Annotated in this window: 20 protein-coding genes and 1 tRNA gene; 14 read left to right on the top strand and 7 right to left on the bottom strand. The window is 71.7% G+C overall.

The genetic code is table 11. The annotated features are described in order from the left end of the window. Positions 1 to 34: 34 nt before the first annotated feature. The gene (locus AC1MBW_RS13890) at positions 35 to 1,246 is read left to right on the top strand and encodes an MFS transporter (RefSeq protein ID WP_480024848.1); all 1,212 of its coding nucleotides are present in this window, start codon (positions 35 to 37) and stop codon (positions 1,244 to 1,246) included. On the opposite strand, the gene AC1MBW_RS13885 is transcribed toward AC1MBW_RS13890, so the two are convergent. Continuing rightward, a complete protein-coding gene (locus tag AC1MBW_RS13885) occupies positions 1,247 to 2,704 on the bottom strand; it encodes an MFS transporter (RefSeq protein ID WP_056226540.1) in 1,458 nt (485 codons plus the stop codon). A gap of 81 nt (positions 2,705 to 2,785) precedes the next feature. On the opposite strand from AC1MBW_RS13885, the gene AC1MBW_RS13880 reads away from it, so the two are divergent. Beyond that, positions 2,786 to 3,358, top strand: coding sequence for a TetR/AcrR family transcriptional regulator (locus AC1MBW_RS13880; protein WP_054146129.1), 573 nt, complete (start codon positions 2,786 to 2,788; stop codon positions 3,356 to 3,358). Between the two features lie 89 nt (positions 3,359 to 3,447). Here the strand turns inward: AC1MBW_RS13880 and AC1MBW_RS13875 are convergent, their stop codons facing one another. The 5 genes from AC1MBW_RS13875 to AC1MBW_RS13855 form a co-directional block, all read right to left on the bottom strand. Beyond that, positions 3,448 to 4,779, bottom strand: coding sequence for an NAD(P)/FAD-dependent oxidoreductase (locus tag AC1MBW_RS13875; RefSeq protein ID WP_054146130.1), 1,332 nt, complete (start codon positions 4,777 to 4,779; stop codon positions 3,448 to 3,450). A gap of 113 nt (positions 4,780 to 4,892) precedes the next feature. After that, positions 4,893 to 5,180 carry a hypothetical protein gene (locus tag AC1MBW_RS13870; protein WP_480024847.1) on the bottom strand — a complete coding sequence of 96 codons (288 nt, stop codon included), beginning with the start codon at positions 5,178 to 5,180 and terminating at the stop codon, positions 4,893 to 4,895. Between the two features lie 97 nt (positions 5,181 to 5,277). Further along, a complete protein-coding gene (locus tag AC1MBW_RS13865) occupies positions 5,278 to 6,255 on the bottom strand; it encodes an aldo/keto reductase (RefSeq protein ID WP_480024846.1) in 978 nt (325 codons plus the stop codon). Positions 6,256 to 6,309: 54 nt separating this feature from the next. Further along, positions 6,310 to 7,227, bottom strand: coding sequence for an alpha/beta hydrolase fold domain-containing protein (locus AC1MBW_RS13860; RefSeq protein WP_480024845.1), 918 nt, complete (start codon positions 7,225 to 7,227; stop codon positions 6,310 to 6,312). A gap of 153 nt (positions 7,228 to 7,380) precedes the next feature. Beyond that, positions 7,381 to 7,465: transfer RNA gene (locus tag AC1MBW_RS13855), tRNA-Leu, on the bottom strand. A gap of 109 nt (positions 7,466 to 7,574) precedes the next feature. Between AC1MBW_RS13855 and AC1MBW_RS13850 the strand changes: the two genes are divergently transcribed. The 5 genes from AC1MBW_RS13850 to AC1MBW_RS13830 all read left to right on the top strand — a co-directional run bounded on the left by AC1MBW_RS13850 (position 7,575) and on the right by AC1MBW_RS13830 (position 13,200). After that, entirely contained in the window at positions 7,575 to 8,903 is a 1,329-nt protein-coding gene (locus AC1MBW_RS13850; protein WP_480024844.1) for a M20/M25/M40 family metallo-hydrolase, read from the top strand. A gap of 28 nt (positions 8,904 to 8,931) precedes the next feature. Next, the gene (locus tag AC1MBW_RS13845; protein ID WP_480024843.1) at positions 8,932 to 9,774 is read left to right on the top strand and encodes an undecaprenyl-diphosphate phosphatase; all 843 of its coding nucleotides are present in this window, start codon (positions 8,932 to 8,934) and stop codon (positions 9,772 to 9,774) included. Continuing rightward, positions 9,771 to 11,033, top strand: coding sequence for a cysteine--1-D-myo-inosityl 2-amino-2-deoxy-alpha-D-glucopyranoside ligase (gene mshC / locus AC1MBW_RS13840; protein WP_480024842.1), 1,263 nt, complete (start codon positions 9,771 to 9,773; stop codon positions 11,031 to 11,033). Before AC1MBW_RS13845 ends, mshC begins: the two co-directional genes overlap by 4 nt. A gap of 131 nt (positions 11,034 to 11,164) precedes the next feature. Further along, positions 11,165 to 12,505, top strand: coding sequence for a sensor histidine kinase (locus AC1MBW_RS13835; protein ID WP_480024841.1), 1,341 nt, complete (start codon positions 11,165 to 11,167; stop codon positions 12,503 to 12,505). Further along, entirely contained in the window at positions 12,502 to 13,200 is a 699-nt protein-coding gene (locus AC1MBW_RS13830; protein ID WP_480024840.1) for a response regulator, read from the top strand. The genes AC1MBW_RS13835 and AC1MBW_RS13830 overlap by 4 nt, the downstream gene beginning before the upstream one ends. Before the next feature lie 58 nt (positions 13,201 to 13,258). Here the strand turns inward: AC1MBW_RS13830 and AC1MBW_RS13825 are convergent, their stop codons facing one another. Next, positions 13,259 to 14,170 (bottom strand): proteasome assembly chaperone family protein, encoded by a 912-nt coding sequence (locus AC1MBW_RS13825; RefSeq protein WP_054146139.1) that lies wholly within the window; start codon positions 14,168 to 14,170, stop codon positions 13,259 to 13,261. Between the two features lie 121 nt (positions 14,171 to 14,291). Between AC1MBW_RS13825 and AC1MBW_RS13820 the strand changes: the two genes are divergently transcribed. The 7 genes from AC1MBW_RS13820 to tatC all read left to right on the top strand — a co-directional run bounded on the left by AC1MBW_RS13820 (position 14,292) and on the right by tatC (position 20,385). Continuing rightward, positions 14,292 to 14,984 carry an HAD family hydrolase gene (locus tag AC1MBW_RS13820; RefSeq protein WP_235451018.1) on the top strand — a complete coding sequence of 231 codons (693 nt, stop codon included), beginning with the start codon at positions 14,292 to 14,294 and terminating at the stop codon, positions 14,982 to 14,984. Positions 14,985 to 15,051: 67 nt separating this feature from the next. Beyond that, entirely contained in the window at positions 15,052 to 16,089 is a 1,038-nt protein-coding gene (locus AC1MBW_RS13815) for a tRNA (adenine-N1)-methyltransferase (protein ID WP_054146141.1), read from the top strand. A 105-nt stretch (positions 16,090 to 16,194) separates the two neighbouring features. Then, the gene (locus AC1MBW_RS13810; RefSeq protein WP_054146142.1) at positions 16,195 to 17,124 is read left to right on the top strand and encodes an FKBP-type peptidyl-prolyl cis-trans isomerase; all 930 of its coding nucleotides are present in this window, start codon (positions 16,195 to 16,197) and stop codon (positions 17,122 to 17,124) included. Positions 17,125 to 17,148: 24 nt separating this feature from the next. Further along, positions 17,149 to 18,168 (top strand): helix-turn-helix transcriptional regulator, encoded by a 1,020-nt coding sequence (locus AC1MBW_RS13805; protein ID WP_480024839.1) that lies wholly within the window; start codon positions 17,149 to 17,151, stop codon positions 18,166 to 18,168. Then, the gene (locus AC1MBW_RS13800) at positions 18,161 to 19,153 is read left to right on the top strand and encodes a helix-turn-helix transcriptional regulator (RefSeq protein WP_054146144.1); all 993 of its coding nucleotides are present in this window, start codon (positions 18,161 to 18,163) and stop codon (positions 19,151 to 19,153) included. The genes AC1MBW_RS13805 and AC1MBW_RS13800 overlap by 8 nt, the downstream gene beginning before the upstream one ends. 104 nt (positions 19,154 to 19,257) lie before the next feature. Further along, positions 19,258 to 19,551: a twin-arginine translocase TatA/TatE family subunit gene (gene tatA, locus AC1MBW_RS13795; protein WP_054146145.1), complete on the top strand. Its 294-nt coding sequence runs from the start codon at positions 19,258 to 19,260 to the stop codon at positions 19,549 to 19,551. A 78-nt stretch (positions 19,552 to 19,629) separates the two neighbouring features. Beyond that, the gene (tatC, locus tag AC1MBW_RS13790; RefSeq protein ID WP_054146197.1) at positions 19,630 to 20,385 is read left to right on the top strand and encodes a twin-arginine translocase subunit TatC; all 756 of its coding nucleotides are present in this window, start codon (positions 19,630 to 19,632) and stop codon (positions 20,383 to 20,385) included. Positions 20,386 to 20,387 lie beyond the last annotated feature (2 nt).

The raw sequence follows: 20,387 nt of genomic DNA, 5'->3' as shown, positions 1-20,387 counted from the left end.
CGACGTCACACTCCACGCCCCGTAGCCTGTGTCGGTGCTCCCGTTCCGCCCCCGCGTCGCCGACGTCGACCGCCCCCGTCTCTCCCGCGACGTCTACGTCCTCGGCGTGATCGCCTTCTTCGTCATGGTCGGCTTCGGCGTGGTCGTCCCCGTCCTGCCGGTCTACGCCCGCAGCTTCGGCGTCGACCACGCCCTGGTGGGCGCCGTCCTCTCGGCCTTCGCCCTCATGCGCCTCGTGGCGAGCCCGTTCGTGGGACGACTCATCGACCTGATGGGCGAGCGGGTCGTGCTCTCGGTGGGCATCGGCATCGTGGCGCTCTCGAGCGGGCTCGCCGGGCTCGCCCAGACCTACCCGCAGCTGCTGCTGCTCCGGGGTGCGGGCGGCATCGGCTCGGCCATGTTCAGCATCGCGGCGATGACGCTGCTGCTCAGCGCGACCGACCCGTCGCTCCGGGCCCGGGCCGTCGGCTTCTACCAGGGCGGGTTCCTCGTCGGCGGCATGGCGGGTCCGGCACTCGGCGGACTCCTCGCCACGATCTCCTTGACGGCGCCGTTCTTCTTCTACGCGGGCACGCTCGCCGTGGCCGGCCTGGTGGGCGTCGTGCTGTTGCGCCGGGCACCGCAGCACTCCTCGACGACCGTCACCGCGCCTCCGGTGCCCCTCGGGGTCGTGCTACGAGACGTGCGGTTCCGGACCGCGTGCGTCGCCAACTTCGCGCAGGGTTGGTCCTCGCTGGGGGTGCGCAGTGCCCTCGTCCCCGTCCTCGTGGTCGAGGTCCTGCGCGGACCGACGGCGTGGACGGGCCTGCTCTTCGCCGCGTCGGCGGTGGCCCAGACCATCGCGCTGGCACCGGCCGCGCGCTTCGTCGACACGGTCGGCCGTCGACCGGCCGTGATCGGCGCGTTCGCGGTGGCCGCCGTGACCCTGTTCGCGGTGTCGCTCGCCCCGGACGTCTGGACACTCGGCGCCCTGCTCTGCGTCTACGGCGTGGCGACGGCGTTCATGGGCACCGCGCCGGCAGCGCTCGTCGGCGACGCCGCGGGCGCCCGGGGCGGTCGTCCGGTCGCGATCTTCTCGATGTGCTCCGACGTCGGGGCGATCGCCGGGCCGCTCGTCGCCGGACTGCTGGTCGACACGGTCTCGTACCCCGCGGCGTTCGGCGTGGCGGCCGTCCTGCTAGCGGTGGCGGCCGGGGCGGCGGTGCGTCTGCCCCGGACCACCGCCGCCGCGCCGACCCCCGCCTGATCAGCCGAGGTGCACGGGAGCCTCGGTGGGCAGCAGGTCCTCCTTGCGGCCGCGGATCAGGAAGAACGAGATCGGCGCCGCGAGCAGCATGGCGATCGCGGCGGCCAGGAACGCCACCGAGTAGCCGTCGACCAACGCACCGAGCGGCCCGCCCACCGTCGACGTCGAGGACGCGACGGCCCCGGCGTAGAGGTTCGTGAACACGGCGAGACCGATCGATCCGCCGATCTGCATCATGGCGTTCGAGGTCGCGCTGGCGGCACCGGCGTCGTGCGGCGCGACCCGGCTGAGCGCCAGGTTCTGCATGGGCACGAAGACCCCGGCGAGGCCGACGCCCATGACGAGCAGGGCGGGCAGCACCTGCACCGCGTACGAGCCGTCGGCCGTGATCTGCGTGGCGAGCCAGAGCAGCCCCGCCCCGGCGACGAGCGGCCCGACGATCATCATCGGGCGAGGGCCGACGACCGGCAGCAGCTTGGTCAGAAGGGGAGCGCAGACCATGATGACGAGCGTCATCGGCAGGCTGGCGAGCCCCGCCTCGAGCGGACCGAAGCCGAGCACGATCTGCAGGTGGAAGGTCAGGTAGAGCAGGGCGCCGATCATGACGCTCCCGACGATCAACTGCACCAGGAAGGCCCCGCCCCGGACGCGGTCGGCGAGGACGCGCATCGGCAGCAGCGGGTGGTCGCTCCGCCGCTCGACGACGACGAAGAGGGCGAGCAGGCCGGCCCCCAGGGCGATGAACCCGATGACGACGGCCGACCCCCAGCCGTCCTCGGCCCGGGTGAAGCCGTAGACGAGGCTCGCGAGGCCGGCGGCGACGACGATCGTCCCGACGACGTCGAGGCGGTTGCGCCCCTCGGCCCGGCTCTCGCTCACCACGAAGGCGGCGGCGACGATGGCGACGAGCACGATGGGCACGTTGACGAGCAGGCACCAGCGCCAGCTGACGAACTCGGTCAGCACCCCGCCGAGCACGAGTCCGACAGCGGCACCCGCGCCCGAGATGGCGCCGAAGACGGCGAAGGCGGTGTTCCGGTCACGGCCCGACGCGAAGGTCGTGGTGAGCACGGCGAGGGCCGCGGGGGCGAGCAAGGCGGCGAACACGCCCTGGAGCCCGCGGGCGAGGATCAGCTCGCCCCCGGTCTGCACGAGGCCGCCGAACGCCGAGGCGGCCCCGAAGCCGACCATGCCGACGATGAAGGTGCGCTTGCGGCCCCAGAAGTCGGCGATGCGACCGCCGAGCAGCAGCAGGGCGCCGAAGGCGAGCGCGTAGGCCGTGACGACCCACTGACGGTTCTCGTCGCTGAGGCCGAGGTCGGCCTGGGCGTCGGGCAGGGCGATGTTGACGATGGTGCCGTCGAGGACGACGACGAGTTGCGCGAGGGCGACGATGACGAGCACCCACCAGCGGCGCGACGAGCGCGTCTCGGTGGGAGCGGGGGCGACGGTGGTCACTGCGGTACCTGTTTCTCTGAGGGGACGACAGATCACCCTACCTACTAGTTGGTTGGTTCGTGAGTCGGCTACGGTGATCCGATGCGAACCGATGCCGCCGAGACCCGTCGAGCCATCCTCGAGGCCGCCACCGCGGAGTTCTCGCGACACGGGCTGGCCGGGTCGCGTGTGGACCGCATCGCGGCCGAGGCCGGCTGCAGCAAGGAGCGCCTCTACGCGAACTTCGGCGACAAGCGGTCGCTCTTCACGACCGTCCTGAACGGCACCTTCGAGACGATGGGTGACGCGGCCTCGCGCCCCGCCGTGAGCATCGAGGAGTTCGCCCTCGCCGTCTTCGACCACATGCAGGCCCACCCCGACCACAGCCGGCTGATCGCCTGGGCCCGACTCGAGGGCGAGCACGACTGGGAGGCCTCGGTCCCCACCCTGCGCGCTGTCCAGGACGCCGCCCTGTCGCAGCTCGACCGCCTGCGCGACGACCCGGCCGTGACGGTGTCCTGGAGCAGCGACGACATCTTCGCCCTCGTCATGTCACTCGCCCGCGCCTGGCAGAACCTGCCCGGTCTCGGCGAGGCGCACCCCGGTGTGGTCCTCGACCCCGCCCTGCAGCGCGAGATCGTGCGCGAGGCCGTGCGGCGCCTCACCACCGCCTGAGACGGACCCGGGGCACCCGACCGGACCGACGACGAAGGAGGCGCGCCCCGGTCACCCGGGACGCGCCTCCTTCACACGGTCGGTCGCGTCTACTTCTTCGCGTCGACCTTCGGGGTGACCTTGAGGAAGCCCGCGCGCGGGTCGCCGAGGCCGACCAGCGGAGTCGTGTCGCGGCCGCCGACGAAGTTCGTCACCCAGCCGGACAGGATGCGGAACTTGCGGTTGAGCGTGGGCATCGCGTACAGGTGGTAGCCGCGGTGGGCCATCCAGGCCGGCACGTTCTTGAGCTGCAGGCCGAACATGCTCGCCGCGCCCTTGCCGATGCCGTAGCTCGCCACGGTGCCGAGCGACTCGTGGCGGTACTCCTTGACGGGCTCGCCCGAGAGGGTGGCGATGACGTTGTCGGCCACGGTGACCGCCTGGCGCACGGCGTTCTGCGCGTTCGGCGGGTAGTACGCGGGCTGCTTCTCGGCCAGGAGGTCGGGAACCTGCGCGCCGTCGCCGAGGGCCCAGACGCCGTCGAGCTTCTGGCCGTCCTCGGTCTGGACCTGCAGCGTCGCGCTGACGTTGACGTGCCCCTTGGGGCCGAGGGGCAGACCCATGTCGCCCAGGACCGGGTTCGGCTTGACGCCGGCCGTCCAGACGATCGTGCCCGCGGGGATGGTCTCGCCATCGCTCAGCACGACGTCGCCGTCGATGCACGAGGGCATCGTCGTCTTGAGGCGGATGTCGATGCCGCGACCGCGCAGCTGGCCGAGGGTCCACTTCGAGAGCTCGGGGCCGACCTCGGGGGCGACGCGGTCGAGGGCCTCGACCAGCACGAAGCGCAGTTCGTCGCGCGACAGGTTCGGGAACGTGTCGACGGCCGAGTTCGCGGCGTCGGACAGCTCGGCGAGGGCCTCGACGCCGGTGTAGCCGCCACCGACGAAGACGACGGTCAGGAGCTTGCGACGGACGGCGGGGTCCTTGACGCTGGCCGCCTCGGCGATGTTGCCGAGGATGCGGTCACGCACGTACTGCGCCTCTTCGACGCTCTTGAAGCCGACGCCGTTCTCGGCGAGTCCCGGGGTCGGGAAGGTGCGGGTGACCGCACCGAGGGCGACGACCAGCTGGTCGTAGGCGATGTCGCTCGACTCGCCGTCCGCACTGGTGACGGTGACCTTCTTGGCCTCGCTGTCGAGCCCGGTGACGGACGCCTCGACGACCTTCGTGCGCTTGAGCGTCTTGCGCAGCGGCACGGTGACGTCGCGCGCGGCGATGTGGCCACCGGCGACCTCGGGCAAGAACGGCTGGTAGGTGAAGTACGGGGCCTGGTCGACGAGGGTGATGCTCGCCGCCTGGGGTGGGTGTCGCTTCTGCAGTTCGAGTGCAGTGGTGAGCCCGGCGGAACCGCCGCCGAGAATTACGATTCGCTTGGTCATGTATGTGTTCCTCCCTCAGACGACCGTACCCCCGGGGCCGGTCGACGGGACGCCACGCGCCGAACGGCCCGGCACCCGCGGGGGGCCGGGCCGGGCGCCGGTGGGCGGTGGGGTCAGCGGCCGCCGTCGACGTCGCTCTGCGTGAACGACCCGTCGGGCTCGCCGTCGTGGGGTCCGCCGTCCGCCGCGGGCTCGTCCGGCACCTGGGCGTCGACGTACGAGCCGTCTCCCTCGCTCGTGCCGGCCTCCTCGGCGTAGGTGCCGTCGGCCTCGCCGTCGTGCGGCCCGCGGGTGCGGGCACCGCCCTCGAGGTCGTCGTCCACGTACGAGCCGTCCTCACCGGAGGTGGGTCCGCCCGTGCTCGACCGGTCGTGCTCGTGGTTGTTGACGTCGCTGCCCATGGGTGCTGCCTTTCGTCGAGGTCGGCCGGCGTCCTCGCCGTCCGTGCCGCTCACCCTAGACCGGCGCCGCCACGGTCGACCGGGCGGAGCGATCCCGTCAGAACCCCTCGTTCTCGCGCGTCACGTAGGGCGACTCGAGCGCGTCCAGCTCGTCGTCGGTGAGCCACAGGTCGACCGAGGCCACGGCGTCGTCGAGGTGCTGCATCTTCGTGGCGCCGACGATGGGCGACGTGACCGCGTCCTGCTGCCGCACCCAGGCCAACGCGACCTGCGCGCGCGAGACGCCCCGCGCCTCCGCGACGTCGGCGACGGCCTGCGCGACGGCCCGGTCGCCGTCCTCGCGTTGCTTGTAGAGCGTCTGACCGAAGCGGTCGGTCTCGGTCCGGGCCGTGGTGGCGTCCCAGTCGCGGGTCAGCTTCCCGCGGGCCAGGGGCGACCAGGGCAGCACGCCCACGCCCTGGTCGAGGCAGTAGGGGTGCATCTCACGTTCTTCCTCTCGCTGGATCAGGCTGTACTGGTCCTGCATCGAGACGAAGCGCGTCCAGCCGCCGAGGTCGGCCGCGTGCTGCATCGTGGCGAACTGCCATGCCCACATGCTCGAGGCACCGATGTAGCGGGCCTTCCCGGCCTTGACGACGTCGTGCAGCGCCTCCATCGTCTCCTCCACCGGCACCTCGGGGTCGAAGCGGTGGATCTGGTACAGGTCGACGTAGTCGGTGCCGAGTCGGCGCAGGCTGTCGTCGATCGCGCTCATCACGTGGCCACGGCCGAGCCCGGCGCCGTTCGGGCCGGGACGCATGCGGCCGTGCACCTTGGTCGCCAGCACGACCTCCTCGCGGGTGGCGAAGTCGCGCAGCGCCCGGCCGACGATCTCCTCGCTGGTGCCGTCCGAGTAGACGTCGGCGGTGTCGAAGGTCGTGATGCCGAGCTCGAGCGCTCGAGCGATGAACGGGCGGCTCTCGTCCTCGGGCAGGCTCCACTCGTGCGTGCCTCGGTCGGGCACGCCGTAGCTCATGCAGCCGAGGGTCACCGCCGAGACGGTCAGACCGCTCGTGCCAAGTCGTGCGTACTCCATGTGTGATCCCTCTCGTCGTGGGGCGGGGCACCGGCGGCCGCGCCGCCTGCGACCTTACGCGCGGGGCGGCGCGGCCCGACCCCCGATCGACGCGTCGCCGCGGACGACCGAGGCGGCGTGACGGAGCGCACGCCGCGCCTCCGGGGTCCAGGGCGCGCCGACGAAGACGTGGAACGCCCCGCGGTACAGCCGCAGCTCGGCGCGTCCATCCGCAGCGGTCACGCCGCGGACCAGCCGCTTCACGTCGGGCGTGAGCAGGTCGCGGTCGCCGGCGTAGGCGGACACGGGCGGCAGACCCGAGAGATCACCCCGCACCGGGCTGACCTCGGGCGAGGCCGGGTCGCGGTCACCGGCCCACCACCGCCCCGCGGCGACGAGGCCGTCGCGCCCCAGCATGGGGTCGAGCGGTGCGACCTCGTCGACCGCGGGGGAGTCGAGCAGGGCGTCCACCCACGGCGAGAAGAGCACGAGGGCGTCCGGCACGGGCCGACCGGCGTCGCGTTCCCGCATCGCCGCGACGAGGGCGAGCGCCCCGCCCGCCGAGTCACCGGCCACGACGACCCGGGACGGGGAGGCGCGGCGCACGTCCTCGAGGACGGCGTCCAGCAGCGGCAGCGCCTCGTCCACGTCGTGGGCCGGGGCGAGCCCGTAGAGCGGCACCGTCACGACGGCCCCGGAGGCGCGGACGAGTCGGGCGAGGAGATTCCAGTGCATGGTCAGGACGGGGTGGACGTAGGCGCCACCGTGGAGGTAGACGACGTGGACGCCGCTCGGGGCCCGACGCGGCCGGAGGGTGACGACGCGGACCTCGCCGACCCGCGCCTCCTCGACGGTCGCGACCCGGCGCACCGCCCGCGAGACCGGGGCCGCGGAGCCCTGACGGGCGATGGAGCGGACGAGGGAGTCCTCGGTCTCGGTCGAGCGGGTACGGAAGCGCAGCAGGACACGCGTGGCGGCCATCGTAAGCGACATGTCACGACCCTACGCACACGCTCCCGGAGGGTGCGAGGCCGGAAACCAAGGAAGGCCCGGACACCTGGGGTGTTCGGGCCTTCCGTCGCTTGCGAACAATCATCTGTCTCAACACAGACCTGGTGAAACATCTCTCGAAGAGGATGTCTCGAGTGTCCGAGGGGGGACTTGAACCCCCACGCCCTATACGGGCACTAGCACCTCAAGCTAGCGCGTCTGCCATTTCCGCCACCCGGACTGGATGGTGCCGACCGAAGCCGACACGAAAGATTAGCACGGCTCGGAGGGCCCTCGTGACCACCGCCACGTCCGTCGGTGCGAGGGGCACGGCAGGTAGCGTGGGACGCATGACGACGACCCCCACGAGCACCGGCCCGACCGAGTCCGAACTCGACGAGACGGCCCGCATCGCCCGCGACCTCATCCGGTTCGACACGTCGAACTACGGCGGTGGGCGGTCGAACGGAGAAGCCGACGCGGCCGGATACGTCGAGGCGGCCCTCCGCGAGCTCGGCCTCGAGCCGCAGCTGTTCGAATCCGAACCCGGCCGGGTCAGCGTGGTCGCCCGGGTCGAGGGAGCCGAGCCGGCGAAGCCCGGCCTGGTGGTGCACGGCCACCTCGACGTCGTGCCGGCCGACCCGGCGAACTGGTCGGTCGATCCGTTCGGCGGGGTCGTCCAGGACGGCATGCTCTGGGGGCGCGGGGCCGTCGACATGAAGAACATGGACGCCATGATGTTGACGGCCGTGGGCGACATCCTGCGGGCGGGCGAACGACCGGCCCGCGACCTGGTGCTGGGGTTCCTCGCCGACGAGGAGGCCGGGGGAGTCCTCGGCTCGCACTTCCTCGTCAAGGAGCACCCCGGGTTGTTCGACGGCGCCACCGAGGCGATCAGCGAGGTCGGCGGCTACTCGACCTTCATCGACGGACGCCGTTCGTACCTGCTGCAGACGGGCGAGAAGGCCCTGATCTGGGTCAAGCTCACGGCCCGGGGCACCGCCGGCCACGGCTCCCAGATGATCGAGGCCAACGCCGTGACGCGCCTGGCCGAGGCCGTGGCCGTCCTTGGCCGCCAGCAGTGGCCGATCGTGTTGACGGACACGACGACGGCTCTCCTGGGCGAGGTGGCACGCATCCTCGACGTCGACGTGCACGAGGTCGCCCCCGACGAACTGGTCCTGCGCACCGGCACCGCCAAGGGCTTCATCCGCGGGTCGCTGCGGACGACGACCAACCCCACGATGCTGACGGCCGGCTACAAGCACAACGTCGTGCCCGACACGGCCGAGGCCCTGGTCGACATCCGATGCATGCCGGGGCAAGAACAGGCCGTGCTGGCCGAGGTCCAGTCGCTGATCGGCGACGACGTCGAGATCGAGACGATGCACACCGACATCGGGCTCGAGACGCCGTTCTCGGGCCCGCTGGTCGACGCGATCACCGCCACCCTCGACCGCCACGACCCGGGGGCACCCGTCCTGCCGTACCTCCTCTCGGGCGGCACCGACAACAAGGCCCTCAGCCTCCTCGGCATCGCCGGCTACGGCTTCGCCCCGCTCCGGCTCGACGAGGGCATGGACTTCCCGGCCATGTTCCACGGCGTCGACGAACGGGTGCCGCTCGACGCACTATCCTTTGGCAGTCGCGTCCTGCGGGACTTGTTGTCGACGTACTAGCAACCCCCGCACCAGAAGGGTCACCCGCGTGGAGCATCTCCTCCAGGCACTCCTGCTCGGCCTCGTCCAGGGCCTCACGGAGTTCCTCCCCGTCTCGTCGAGCGCCCACCTGCGGCTCGTCGGACTGTTCTTCAGCGATCCCGGAGCGGCGGCCGAGTTCGACCCGGGCGCCACCTTCACCGCCATCACGCAGCTCGGCACGGAACTCGCCGTCGTCATCTACTTCCGGCGCGACATCACCCGCATCGTCTCGCGCTGGTTCGCGGGCGTGACCGGCAAGATCCCTCGGACCGACCCCGACGTCCGCATGGGCTGGCTCGTGATCATCGGCACCGTCCCGATCGTGCTCGTGGGGTACTTCGCGCAGGAGTACATCCGCACGGTGTTCCGCTCGCTCTGGATCGTGGCGATCGTGTTGATCGTGTTCGGCGTGCTGCTCGGCCTGGCCGACCGATTCGGCAAGAAGACCGAGCGCTTCGAGGACATGCGTTACGGCCACGGCATCGCCGTCGGCGTCGCCCAGGTGCTGGCGCTCTTCCCCGGCGTCTCGCGGTCGGGTGCCACCACGACCACGGCGCTCGCCCTCGGCTACACGCGGCCCGCCGCCGCGCGGTTCTCGTTCCTGCTGGCCGTGCCCGCCGTGTTCGGCAGCGGTCTCTACGAACTCGTCCAGAGCTTCAGCGACCCCGGGCCCTATTCGCTGGGCGAGACCCTGGCCGCCACGGTCGTCGCCTTCGTCGTCGGCTTCGTCGTCATCGCGTTCTTCATGAACTACATCTCGCGCCGCAGCTTCGCCCCGTTCGTGGCCTACCGCATCGTGCTCGGCGTCGTCCTGCTCGTCCTGCTCGGCACGGGCGTGGTGGCCGCATGAGGTCCTGGGCCGAACCCGTCGTCCCGCGCCTCCCCGGCCTCGGCGACCTCCCTGCGCTCCACGACACGTCGACCGGCACGGTGCACCCGACCGAGGTCGACGGTTCGCGGGCCGGCCTGTACGTGTGCGGCATCACTCCCTACGACGCCACCCACCTGGGTCACGCGTCGACCTACCTGGCCTTCGACACCCTGCTGCGCGTCTGGCGCGACGCCGGGGTCGAGGTGGTCTACGCGCAGAACACGACCGACGTCGACGACCCGCTGCTCGAGCGGGCGACGGCCACGGGCGTCGACTGGCGCGAACTCGCCGACGGCCAGACCGACCTCTTCCGCAGCGACATGCAGCACCTGGCCGTCGTGCCGCCGACGCACTACGTCGCCGTGACCGAGGTGGTGACCGACGTCGCCGACGCCGTGGCGCACCTCCTCGACCGGGGCCTCGCGTACCCCGTGCCGACCGACGCCTCCGGTGTCGGCGACGACCTGTACTTCGACGTCCGGGCCGCCGAGCGCGACACCGACTGGCACCTAGGCCTCGAGAGCCGGTACGACGCCGAGACGATGGCCCGGTTCTTCGTCGAGCGCGGTGGGGACCCCGACCGCCCCGGAAAGCGCGACCCGCTCGATCCGCTGCTCTGGCGCGCGGCCCGCGACGACGAGCCGTCCTGGCCGACCACGCTGGGGGCGGGCCGCCCGGGCTGGCATATCGAGTGCACGGTCATCGCCCAACAGCACCTCGACGTGCCGATCACGGTCAACGGCGGCGGCAGCGACCTGGTGTTCCCGCACCACGAGATGAGCACGGCGCACGGCACGGCCCTCACCGGCCGCCCCTATGCCGTGCACCACACGCACACCGGCATGGTCGCGTACCAGGGCGAGAAGATGAGCAAGTCGCTCGGCAACCTCGTGAAGGTCAGCGAGCTCGTCGCCGCGGGCCACGACCCGCGCGCCGTCCGGCTCGCCCTCCTGGCGCACCACTACCGCTCCGACCGGGAGTGGTTCGACGCCGACCTCGTCGCCGCCGAGCAGCGCCTCGGCCGCTGGCTCGCCTGGGCGGCCACGAGCGAAGGAGGCGCGGTGCCGGTCACGGCCCCCACCCCCTTGGTCGTCGCCCTGCGTTCCTCCCTCGCGGACGACCTCGACACGCCGTCTGCCCTCGACGCCGTCGACGCCGTCGTGGCCCGGGAAGCGGCCCCGTCCGAGGTCGACGTCGACGCCGTCCAGGCGCTGCTGGGCATCGACCTGCGCGCCTGAGCCCATCCGGGAGCACGCACGTGCCCCACCACCCGGGACGACCTTCGAGAAACAGGTCGTCCACCCCGTTCTCGATGCATACGCATGAGTGTTCCTCAATCAGCACGAACGTCTGCCCTACGATGGTCGGCGTGGAACCGTCGATCACCGCTCCGGCCCCGGTCGCGACACCGAGCGACGCCCGCCGACCACTGACCAGACGAGACACGCGCGTCGATCTCTGGATCGCGGCCCTCACCGCCGTGCTCGGCCTCGCCACGCTGTGGCTCAGTGCCGTCATCGTCGCGGGCACCGACGGGGCGGCTTCACCGTCGATCGTCGAGAGCGTGCTGTGGCTCGTGGGCCTCTGCGCGCCGCTCGCCTTCCGTCGACAGCGGCCCGTGGCCGTCCTCGTCGTGGTGTCGGCCGTGTTCTTGGCCGCCCAGCTGAGGGGCTATCCCGACACGCTGACGCCGTCGATCGTCGAGTTCGTGGCCATCTTCACCGCGAACGCCTGGGCCGCCCGACGCGCCCGTGCGCTCGTCGTCAGCGTCGTCGTGACCGCGATCATGTTCGTCTGGCTCGGGGTGTGGCTGCGCTCGGTCTACGTGTCCGACGCCGAGACCCCCGACCCCGTGACCCTCGCCTCGATCGCCTACACGCTCGTGTCGAACGGCATCGTCCTCGTCACGGCCATCGCCTTCGGCCGAGCGGCCCGCGTGTCGGCCACCAGGCTGCACGCGCTCGAGCGCACGGGCGTCGAGCTGCGGGCCGCACACGAACTCGTCGCCGACCGGGCCATCAACGAGGAGCGAACGCGCCTCGCCCGCGAGTTGCACGACGTGGTCGCCCACCACGTCGCCGTGATCGGCATCCAGGCGGGCGCGGCCCGGCGGACCCTCGACCGGCCCGAGATCGCCCGGGGGGCCCTCTCGGCCGTCGAGGGCACGGCGCGCACGACCATCGACGAGCTCGACCGCCTGCTGTCCGTGCTGCGGTCGCGCGACGGCGAGGCCGGGTCCGCCCCCGCGGGCCTCGGTGCCCTGCCGGAACTCATGGCCGACACGCGCGCCCTCGGTCTCGAGGTCCGGTTCTCGGTTCACGGCGACGCCCACGACGTCCCCGAGAGCATCGGGGTCACGCTCTACCGCATCACCCAAGAGGCGCTCACCAACACCCTCAAGCACGGCAACGCCTCGCTCGCCGAGGTGCAGCTCCGCTACGGAGACCGCACCATCGAGGTCGAGGTCGTCGACGACGGCCGTCCCGGCCCCACGCCCTACCCCGGGGCAGGCCTGCCACAGGGCCTGGCCGCGTCCGGCGCCGGACTGGGCCAACGGGGCATGCGCGAACGGGTCGACCTGCACGGCGGTGAGCTCCGGCTCGGCCCCCGACCGCGCGGGGGCTACCGGGTGCACGCCGTCCTGCCCGTGAGCGCCTGCGCCGACGCCCGCCCCCGCGACCACGTCGCCACCGACCCCTCCGAGAGATGATGACCGACACGACCGATCCCGTCACCGTCCTGCTCGTCGACGACCAGGACCTCGTCCGCACGGGCTTCCGCATCATCCTCGACACCGCGCCCGACGTCCGCGTCGTGGGCGAGGCCTGCGACGGGCTCGAGGCCGTCGACCTCGTCCGGCGACTCCGCCCCGACGTCGTCGTGATGGACATCGAGATGCCCGTCCTCGACGGGCTCGAGGCGACGCGCCGCATCCTCGCGCAGTCTCCTGATGCCGGGCCGGCGGTCCTCGTCCTCACGACCTTCGGCCGGGACGACTACGTCTTCCGGGCCCTCCAGGCGGGGGCGAGCGGCTTCCTGCTCAAGACGGCCACGCCCGAGGACCTCATCGAGGCGATCGCCGTCGTGCACCGCGGCGACGCCCTGCTCTCGCCCCAGCTCACCCGTGCCGTCGTCGAGCGCGCCGTGGGCGACCCGGCCACGTCACGGGTCGTCGTCCCCAGTCCGGCCCTGGCGACCCTCACCGAACGCGAACGCGAGGTCCTCGACCGGCTCGCCTCCGGTGCCTCGAACGCCGAGATCGCCCGTCGTCTGTTCCTCGGCGAGGCCACGGTCAAGACGCACGTCTCCAACGTGCTCGGCAAGCTCGGCCTCCGTGACCGGACGGCGGCCGTGGTGTTCGCCTACGAGAACGGCGTCGCCGTCCCGGGCGAGCCCGCCACCTGAGCGAAGTCGTCGAGGCCGGGCCACCGTGCCCCGCCCCACGGGGTGACGGCATGGTGGTTCAGGGGACCGGGGGATACCGCGGGTCGTCCGGTCGGCCGTCCCCGCCTTTGCCGTCGCGCCGCCGCAGGTACCGTTCGAACTCCTGCGCGATGGCCTCGCCGCTCGCCTCTGGGCTGTCCACCGTGTCGCGGGCCTGCTCGAGCTGTTCGATGTAGCCGGCCATGTCCTCGTCGTCGGCCGCGAGGGCGTCGATGCCGGACTCCCAGGCCGTCGACTCGGCGGCGAGCTCACCTCGGGGGATCGTCACGCCCGAGAGCTCGTCGAGCTTCTCGATGAGTGCGAGCGTCGCCTTGGGCGACGGCGCGTTGTGGACGTAGTGCGGCACCGAGGCCCAGATCGACAGGGTCGGCACGCCGGCGGCCTCGACGGCGTCGGCGAGGACCGACAAGATGCCCACCGGCCCCTCGTAGGTGCTGCGCTCGAGGGTGTACTCGTCGCGGACGGCCTCGTTCTCGCTGCTGACGAAGACCGAGATGGGCCGCGTGTGGGGGACGTCGGCGAGCATGGCCCCGAGGAACACCACGCCCGTGACGTCGTGCACGTCGATCAGGTCGACGATCTCGGCGGCGAAGCCCCGCCAGCTGCGCGACGGTTCTGCACCCAGCAGCACGAGCACCTCGGTGGCCGGCGACGCGGGGTCGCGGGGGAGGACCGTCGCGGCGTCGGCGGCCGCGTGCAGCTGGATGCGGGGCCACACGAGAGTCCGCACCCCGTCGTCGTCGAGCCCCACCTGCGGACGGTTGAACTGGTAGTCGATGTACCGTTCGCCGTCGAGCTCGGCCACCGGTTCGAGCGAGAGTGTCTCGACCAGGCTGCGCGCGACGCCGCTGGCGGCCTCACCGGCGTCGTTCCAGCCCTCGAAGGCCACCACCAGCAGGCGTCCCGCAGCGAAATCCGACGTGTTCGTCAACCTGAGTCCTCACCGTGCCGGAAGGGCGTCCGGCGCTTGACCCTCCACGATAGACCGTGACCGCCACCAGGAGGCGCGGGCCGGGAGGCCACGCCGGTCACGCCCGGTAGACTCGTCCGCCGTGACCGAAACCCTGCCTGCCGCCGTCCTGTGGGACATGGACGGAACCCTCGTCGACACCGAGCCGTACTGGTTCCTCTGCCAGGTCGAACTGGTCGAGTCGTTCGGCGGCACCTGGAGCCGCGAGGACGGCGACGCCATGATCGGCAGCGGCCTGTGGCAGTCCGCGCGCGTCCTGCAGTCCCACGGCGTCGACCTGTCCGAGGACGAGATCATCGACCGTCTGACCACGGCGGTCCTCGAGCGTGCCGCGGTCGAGATCCCCTGGCGTCCCGGCGCGAGGGAGCTCCTCGCCGAGCTCCGCCGCGAGGGAGTCCCGACCGCCCTCGTCACCATGTCGATCCGTCGCATGGCCCAGTTCATGGTCGACGCCATCGAGTTCGAGGCCTTCGACGCGATCGTCGCCGGCGACGACGTCGAGCACGCCAAGCCGCACCCCGAGGCCTACCTCCGGGGCGCCGCACTGCTGGGCGTCGACCCCGCCGACTGCATCGCCATCGAGGACAGCACGCCCGGCCTCGCCTCGGCCGTGGCCGCCGGCACCGTCGCGATCGGCGTCGAGCACCACGCGCCGCTCGCCGACGACGGCCCGTACATCCGACGCGACACGCTCGTCGGCACGACGGTCGGCGACCTCCGCGAGCTGCACCGAGCCGGGCGCGCCGTCCGCGACCAGGCGACCTCCGATTCCTGACCCCGGTGCCCACGCCGCGCCTCCTGCGCCCCTCGGGGTGCGACCCGATCGAAAGCAGCACCCCCGCATGACCGCGTTCCGCCGCCAGTCCGGCCCCTTCGTCGAAGGCGACAAGGTCCAGCTCACGGGCCCCAAGGGCAAGATGAACACCATCGTGCTGACCCCGGGTGCCGTGTTCCACACGCACCGCGGCATGATCGCGCACGACGACGTCGTCGGCCTGCCCGACGGGTCGGTCGTCCCGAGCACGACCGGAGACGAGTACCTCGCGCTCCGTCCGCTGCTGAGCGACTTCGTGATGTCCATGCCCCGGGGCGCGGCCATCGTCTACCCGAAGGACGCCGCACAGATCGTGGCGTTCGCCGACATCTTCCCCGGCGCGACCGTCGTCGAAGCGGGCGTGGGTTCGGGTGCGCTGTCGCTCTGGCTGCTGCGCGCCGTCGGCCCCGAGGGACGCCTGGCGTCCTTCGAGCGCCGTCAGGAGTTCGCCGACGTGGCCGAGGGCAACGTCGCGAGCTTCTTCGGCGCCGAGCCCGAAAACTGGTCGGTCACGGTCGGCGACCTGGCCGACGAACTCCCGGCGGCGATGCCCGACGGGACGGTCGACCGGGTGGTCCTCGACATGCTCGCTCCGTGGGAGAACGTCGAGGTCACGGCCGACGCGCTCAAGCCGGGCGGCCTGGTGATCTGCTACGTCGCCACGGCCACCCAGCTCTCGCGGACGGCCGAGGCCCTGCGCGCCTCGGGGTCCTTCACCGAACCCGACGCGTCCGAGACCCTCGTCCGCGGCTGGCACGTCGAAGGCCTCGCCGTGCGCCCCGACCACCGCATGATCGGGCACACGGGATTCCTCCTCACCGCACGCCGCCTCGCACCCGGCGCGGTGCTTCCGCAGCTCAAACGGCGCCCCTCGAAGTCCGACTACAGCGACGCCGACGTCGAGGCCTGGACCCCCGGGGCCCTCGGCGATCGGTCGGCCAGCGACAAGAAGCTGCGCAAGACCGCCCGCCAGGCCCGGTCGGCGGCCGACGCCGCCATCGCGGCGACCGGAGCCGTCGAGGCCGGCACCACCGACGGCACGTCGACCGATTCCGCACCGGCCTGAGCGTCATCGGGGGCCCTGATCGCCCCCGCTAAGCTGTCCCCGCATCCGAACGACCCGACCGGCAGCTCCACTCGACCCCCGGTCGCCTCCACGAAATGAGTCCCCGTGCGCAAGATCCCCGCCCTCGTCGTGACGGTCGGCCTGCTCGCCTCGATGACGGCCTGCTCGACCACGGCCGGCCCCGGCTCGACCGGCTGCCCCCCCACGGGCGACGCCGCCTCGGTCGTCACGGCGACCGGTGACTTCGGTGCGAAGCCCGACGTCGACGTGCCGACCCCCATCGTGACGAAGAAGACCGAGGTCTCGACGCTCATCCAGGGCGACGGCCAGCGACTCGTCGACGGCACCCCGGTCGTCATCGACTACACCCTCTTCGACGGCTCCACAGGGCAAGAACTCGAGGACAGCGGCTACGACGGGTCGACGAACGTCCCGTTGACCGTCGGCGGCCAGACCCTCGCCCCGCTCGTCGACGCGCTCGAGTGCTCCACGGTGGGTTCGCGCGTGGCGGTCGCCGTCAAGGCGAGCGACCTCTCCGCATCGATCAACGGTGCCGCGGCGACCCCGAACGACGACCCCGACGCCGCCTACGTCGCCGTGGTCGACGTCAAGCGGGCGTTCCTCGCGAAGGCCGACGGCGCCCTCCAGCTCGGCGCGAACGGCCTCCCGGCCGTCGTCACCGCCCCCGACGGCGCACCGGGCATCACCATCCCCGCGGGCGACGCACCGGCGGACGAGGTCGTGCACCTCGTCCGCAAGGGCCACGGCACGACGCTGACCGCCGACGACACGGCCGTGGTGCAGTTCACGGCCGTCACCTGGAGCCAGCCGTCCACCGTCGCCGGTTCGACCTGGACGAACGGCGGATCGGCGACGCCGGTCGACCTCGGCGACGAGCAGATCCCCGACGACATCCGCTCGGCCCTGGTGGGGCAGCAGGTCGGCTCGCAGGTCATGGTCGTGCTCCCCGCGTCCGCCGAGAGCGGCGGATCCGCCTACGTCTACGTCTTCGACGTGCTCGGGGCGATCCGATGACGCGGCCCTGCTGAGCCGGTCGCCGTGCCCGCTGCCCGCACCCCCCGCGTCCCCGTCGAAGAGCGCCTGTTCAGCCTCGTGCTGGCCCTGCTCGCGACGGATTCCGGGCTGAGCAAGACCGAGATCCTGTCGACCGTCCAGGGCTACCGCCAGAAGTACTCACGTGCCGGCGACAACGCCGCTCTCGAGCGGCAGTTCGAGCGGGACAAGGACGACATCCGTGAACTCGGCGTCCCTCTCGAGACGATCGACGACCCCTCGGCGGCGGGCAACAACCAGGCCCTGCGCTACCGCATCCCGCGCGGGGCGTACGAACTGCCCGAGGACATCTCGTTCTCCTCCGAAGAGACCGCTCTCCTCACCCTGGCCGCGATGGTCTGGCGCGAGGGGTCCCTCTCGCACGAGTCCCGACGGGCCCTCCTCAAGCTCCGGTCACTGGGCGGCGCAGCGAGCGTCCCCGAGCTCGAGTACGCCCCTCGACTCCGTTCTCGCGACGCGGCGTTCGAGCCGCTGCGCACCGCGCTCGACCGCGGCGTCGTCGTCCGGTTCGACTACCTCAAGCCCGGCGACGAGTCCGCCCGTCGGCGCGAGGTCGCCCCGGCCGCCTTGGTCCAGCACCACGGTCGGTGGCTGGTGTCCGCAGTCGAGGTCGGCACGGGGACGCTCAAGACGTTCCTGCTGTCCAGGGTGGTCGGTCCCGTCCAGCTGACGTCCACCCCGTTCACGCGCCCCGACGACGCCACGGCCGACCGTGCGCTGGCCGACCTCGAGCAGGTCTGGCGCGACCGCACCGCGACCCTCCGCGTCGAACCGATGTCCGACGCCGAGACCCGACTCGGCAAACGTCGCGGCACCACGCGTGTCGATCCGGTCACCCTCACCGTCCACTGGACGGACGAACACCTGCTCGCCGACGAGCTGGCCTCCTTCGGACCCGAGGTGACGGTCGACGCGCCCGAGAGCCTGCGCCTCCTCGTACGGCACCGCCTCGCGAACGTCCTCGCCGCCCACACGGACACCGTCGACGGAGGCGTCCGTGGCTGAATCCCGAGGTGCCCTCCACGCCGCCGACAAGCTGGCCTTCCTGCTCTCGCTCGTCCCCTGGCTCATGGACCACGAACGCGTCAGCGTGGCCGAGGCCGCTGCGCACTTCGGCGTGAGCGTGACCGAGATCCGCCGTGCGGTCGAACTGATCGCCGTCTCGGGCATCCCCGGCGAGACCACCCAGTACCAGCACGGCGACCTCTTCGACATCGCCTGGGACGACTTCGAACAGAACGACGTCATCGTGCTGACCAACCTCGTCGCCATCGACGATTCGCCCCGGTTCTCGGCTCGTGAAGCGGCCGCGCTCATCGCGGGGTTGCAGTACCTGTCGTCGTTGCCCGAGAACGCCGATCGCGCGGCCATCGCCACCCTGATGAGCAAGCTCTCCCGAGGGGCGTCCAGCGAACCGAGCCAGGTCGCCGTCGACCAGTCCGAGACAAACGAGGTCCTGGGGCTCGTCGGACGGGCGGTCGAAGCCGGCGTCCAGCTCGAGTTCGACTACCGCGGCACCCGCGGCGTCGCCGAACGCCGCCGGGTCGACCCGCTTCGGGTCGAATCGGTCGACGCCGACTGGTACCTCAGGGCCTGGGACCACCTGCGCGAGGCCCCCCGCACGTTCCGACTCGACCGCATCGCCGCACCGGCGCTCACCTCGACGCCCATCGCTCACCGGGCCGACGACGTCGCCCTCCCCGAGACGCTCTTCGAGGGGTCTCCGGACGACCTCGTCGTGGTGATCGATCTCGACGCGGCCGCGGCACCACTCCTCGCGGACTACGGCCCCGACGAACCCGAGCCCCTCGAGAACGACCGCGTCCGACTCCGACTGCGCGTCAACCGTCTCGGCACGCTCTGCCGTCTCGTGGCGGGGCTGCCGGGTCGCCCCGAGGTCGTCGCGCCCGAGTCGGCGCGCTCGGCCGTGGCGGACTGGGCCCGTCGGGCGATCGAGCGGTACGACGCCGACCCGCCCCGCGCCTCCTAGGCTCTCCGACCCCACCCGCGCTGTGGATCGTCTGCGCCGCGCCCGTCGCGGACGACCCCGCACGATAGACTGATCGTCACCCTGCCCCGCAAGGAGACCCCATCATGTTCGGAAACGCACTCTCAGGCTGGCACCTGATCATCATCCTGGCGATCGTCCTGCTCCTCTTCGGTGCGCCGAAGCTCCCCGCCCTCGCGAAGAGCATCGCGCAGTCGATGCGCATCTTCAAGAACGAGGTCAACAGCGACAAGAAAGAGTCGGCGGTCGACGACGACTTCGACGACCGTCCGGTCCGTCGCTCCGACGACTCGTCCGCCCGGTACACCGACGGGTCGACCGCTCGCCGCTCCGACGACGGCTACCCGTCGCCGAATCGCGACGTCCCGCCGAAGTCCTGACGCGTGGCCACGACGACGACTCGTGGCGACAGCACCCGGGGGAGGGGCACCGGCCGCAGTCGTGGCCGCGACGGCAAGATGTCGCTCGGCCAGCACCTGCTCGAGTTGCGCAAGCGCCTCTTCATCTCCGCCCTGGCCCTCATCCTGGCCGCTGTCGCCGGCTGGTTCCTCGCGCCCTTCGTCCTCGACGCCCTGAGGTCACCGGTCGAGGCCATCGCCGCGGCGCGGACGGGTGAGACCACCCTCAACTACTCGAACATCACCGGCGCGTTCGACCTCAAACTGCAGATCGCGGTCACCGTGGGCGTCGTCATCTCGAGCCCCGTGTGGCTCTACCAGGTCTGGGCCTTCATCGTCCCGGCTCTCGTGCGCAGAGAGAAGCTCTATGCGGTCGGCTTCATCGGCACCGCCATCCCCCTCTTCCTGGGCGGCTGCCTGGCGGGCTGGTACGTCCTTCCCCACATCGTCGAGGTCATGACCGGCTTCGTCGACACCCAGGACGCCACGATCATCGAGTCGAAGGTCTACTACGATTTCGTCCTCAAGCTGGTCCTCGCCGTGGGCATCGCCTTCGTCATGCCGGTGTTCCTCGTGCTGTTGAACTTCGTGGGCGTCGTCTCGGCTGCCGCGATCGTCAAGGGATGGCGCGTGGCCATCCTCGTCATCGTCTTGTTCACCGCCATCGCGACGCCGTCCGCCGACATCTTCTCGATGTTCCTGCTGGCGATCCCGATGATCATCCTGTTCTTCCTCGCAGCCGGAGTGGCCTGGCTGCACGATCGTCGGGCCGCCAAGCGCGCCGCGGACCTCGACGCCGAGTTGGCGGCGGGGTGACC

Source organism: Frigoribacterium sp. AP1 (assembly GCF_056680555.1).
The sequence above is the reverse complement of the archived record's forward strand: the minus strand, read 5'-3'. Positions and strand labels throughout refer to the sequence as shown.

Bases quoted from the DNA above. Each gene is read 5' to 3' on its own strand.
- AC1MBW_RS13880 (WP_054146129.1), top strand. From the start codon at position 2,786: ATGCGAACCGATGCCGCCGAGACCCGTCGAGCCATCCTCGAGGCCGCC.
- AC1MBW_RS13875 (WP_054146130.1), bottom strand. From the start codon at position 4,779: ATGACCAAGCGAATCGTAATTCTCGGCGGCGGTTCCGCCGGGCTCACC.
- AC1MBW_RS13870 (WP_480024847.1), bottom strand. From the start codon at position 5,180: ATGGGCAGCGACGTCAACAACCACGAGCACGACCGGTCGAGCACGGGC.
- AC1MBW_RS13865 (WP_480024846.1), bottom strand. From the start codon at position 6,255: ATGGAGTACGCACGACTTGGCACGAGCGGTCTGACCGTCTCGGCGGTG.
- AC1MBW_RS13860 (WP_480024845.1), bottom strand. From the start codon at position 7,227: ATGTCGCTTACGATGGCCGCCACGCGTGTCCTGCTGCGCTTCCGTACC.
- AC1MBW_RS13850 (WP_480024844.1), top strand. From the start codon at position 7,575: ATGACGACGACCCCCACGAGCACCGGCCCGACCGAGTCCGAACTCGAC.
- mshC (WP_480024842.1), top strand. From the start codon at position 9,771: ATGAGGTCCTGGGCCGAACCCGTCGTCCCGCGCCTCCCCGGCCTCGGC.
- AC1MBW_RS13830 (WP_480024840.1), top strand. From the start codon at position 12,502: ATGATGACCGACACGACCGATCCCGTCACCGTCCTGCTCGTCGACGAC.
- AC1MBW_RS13815 (WP_054146141.1), top strand. From the start codon at position 15,052: ATGACCGCGTTCCGCCGCCAGTCCGGCCCCTTCGTCGAAGGCGACAAG.
- tatA (WP_054146145.1), top strand. From the start codon at position 19,258: ATGTTCGGAAACGCACTCTCAGGCTGGCACCTGATCATCATCCTGGCG.
- tatC (WP_054146197.1), top strand. From the start codon at position 19,630: ATGTCGCTCGGCCAGCACCTGCTCGAGTTGCGCAAGCGCCTCTTCATC.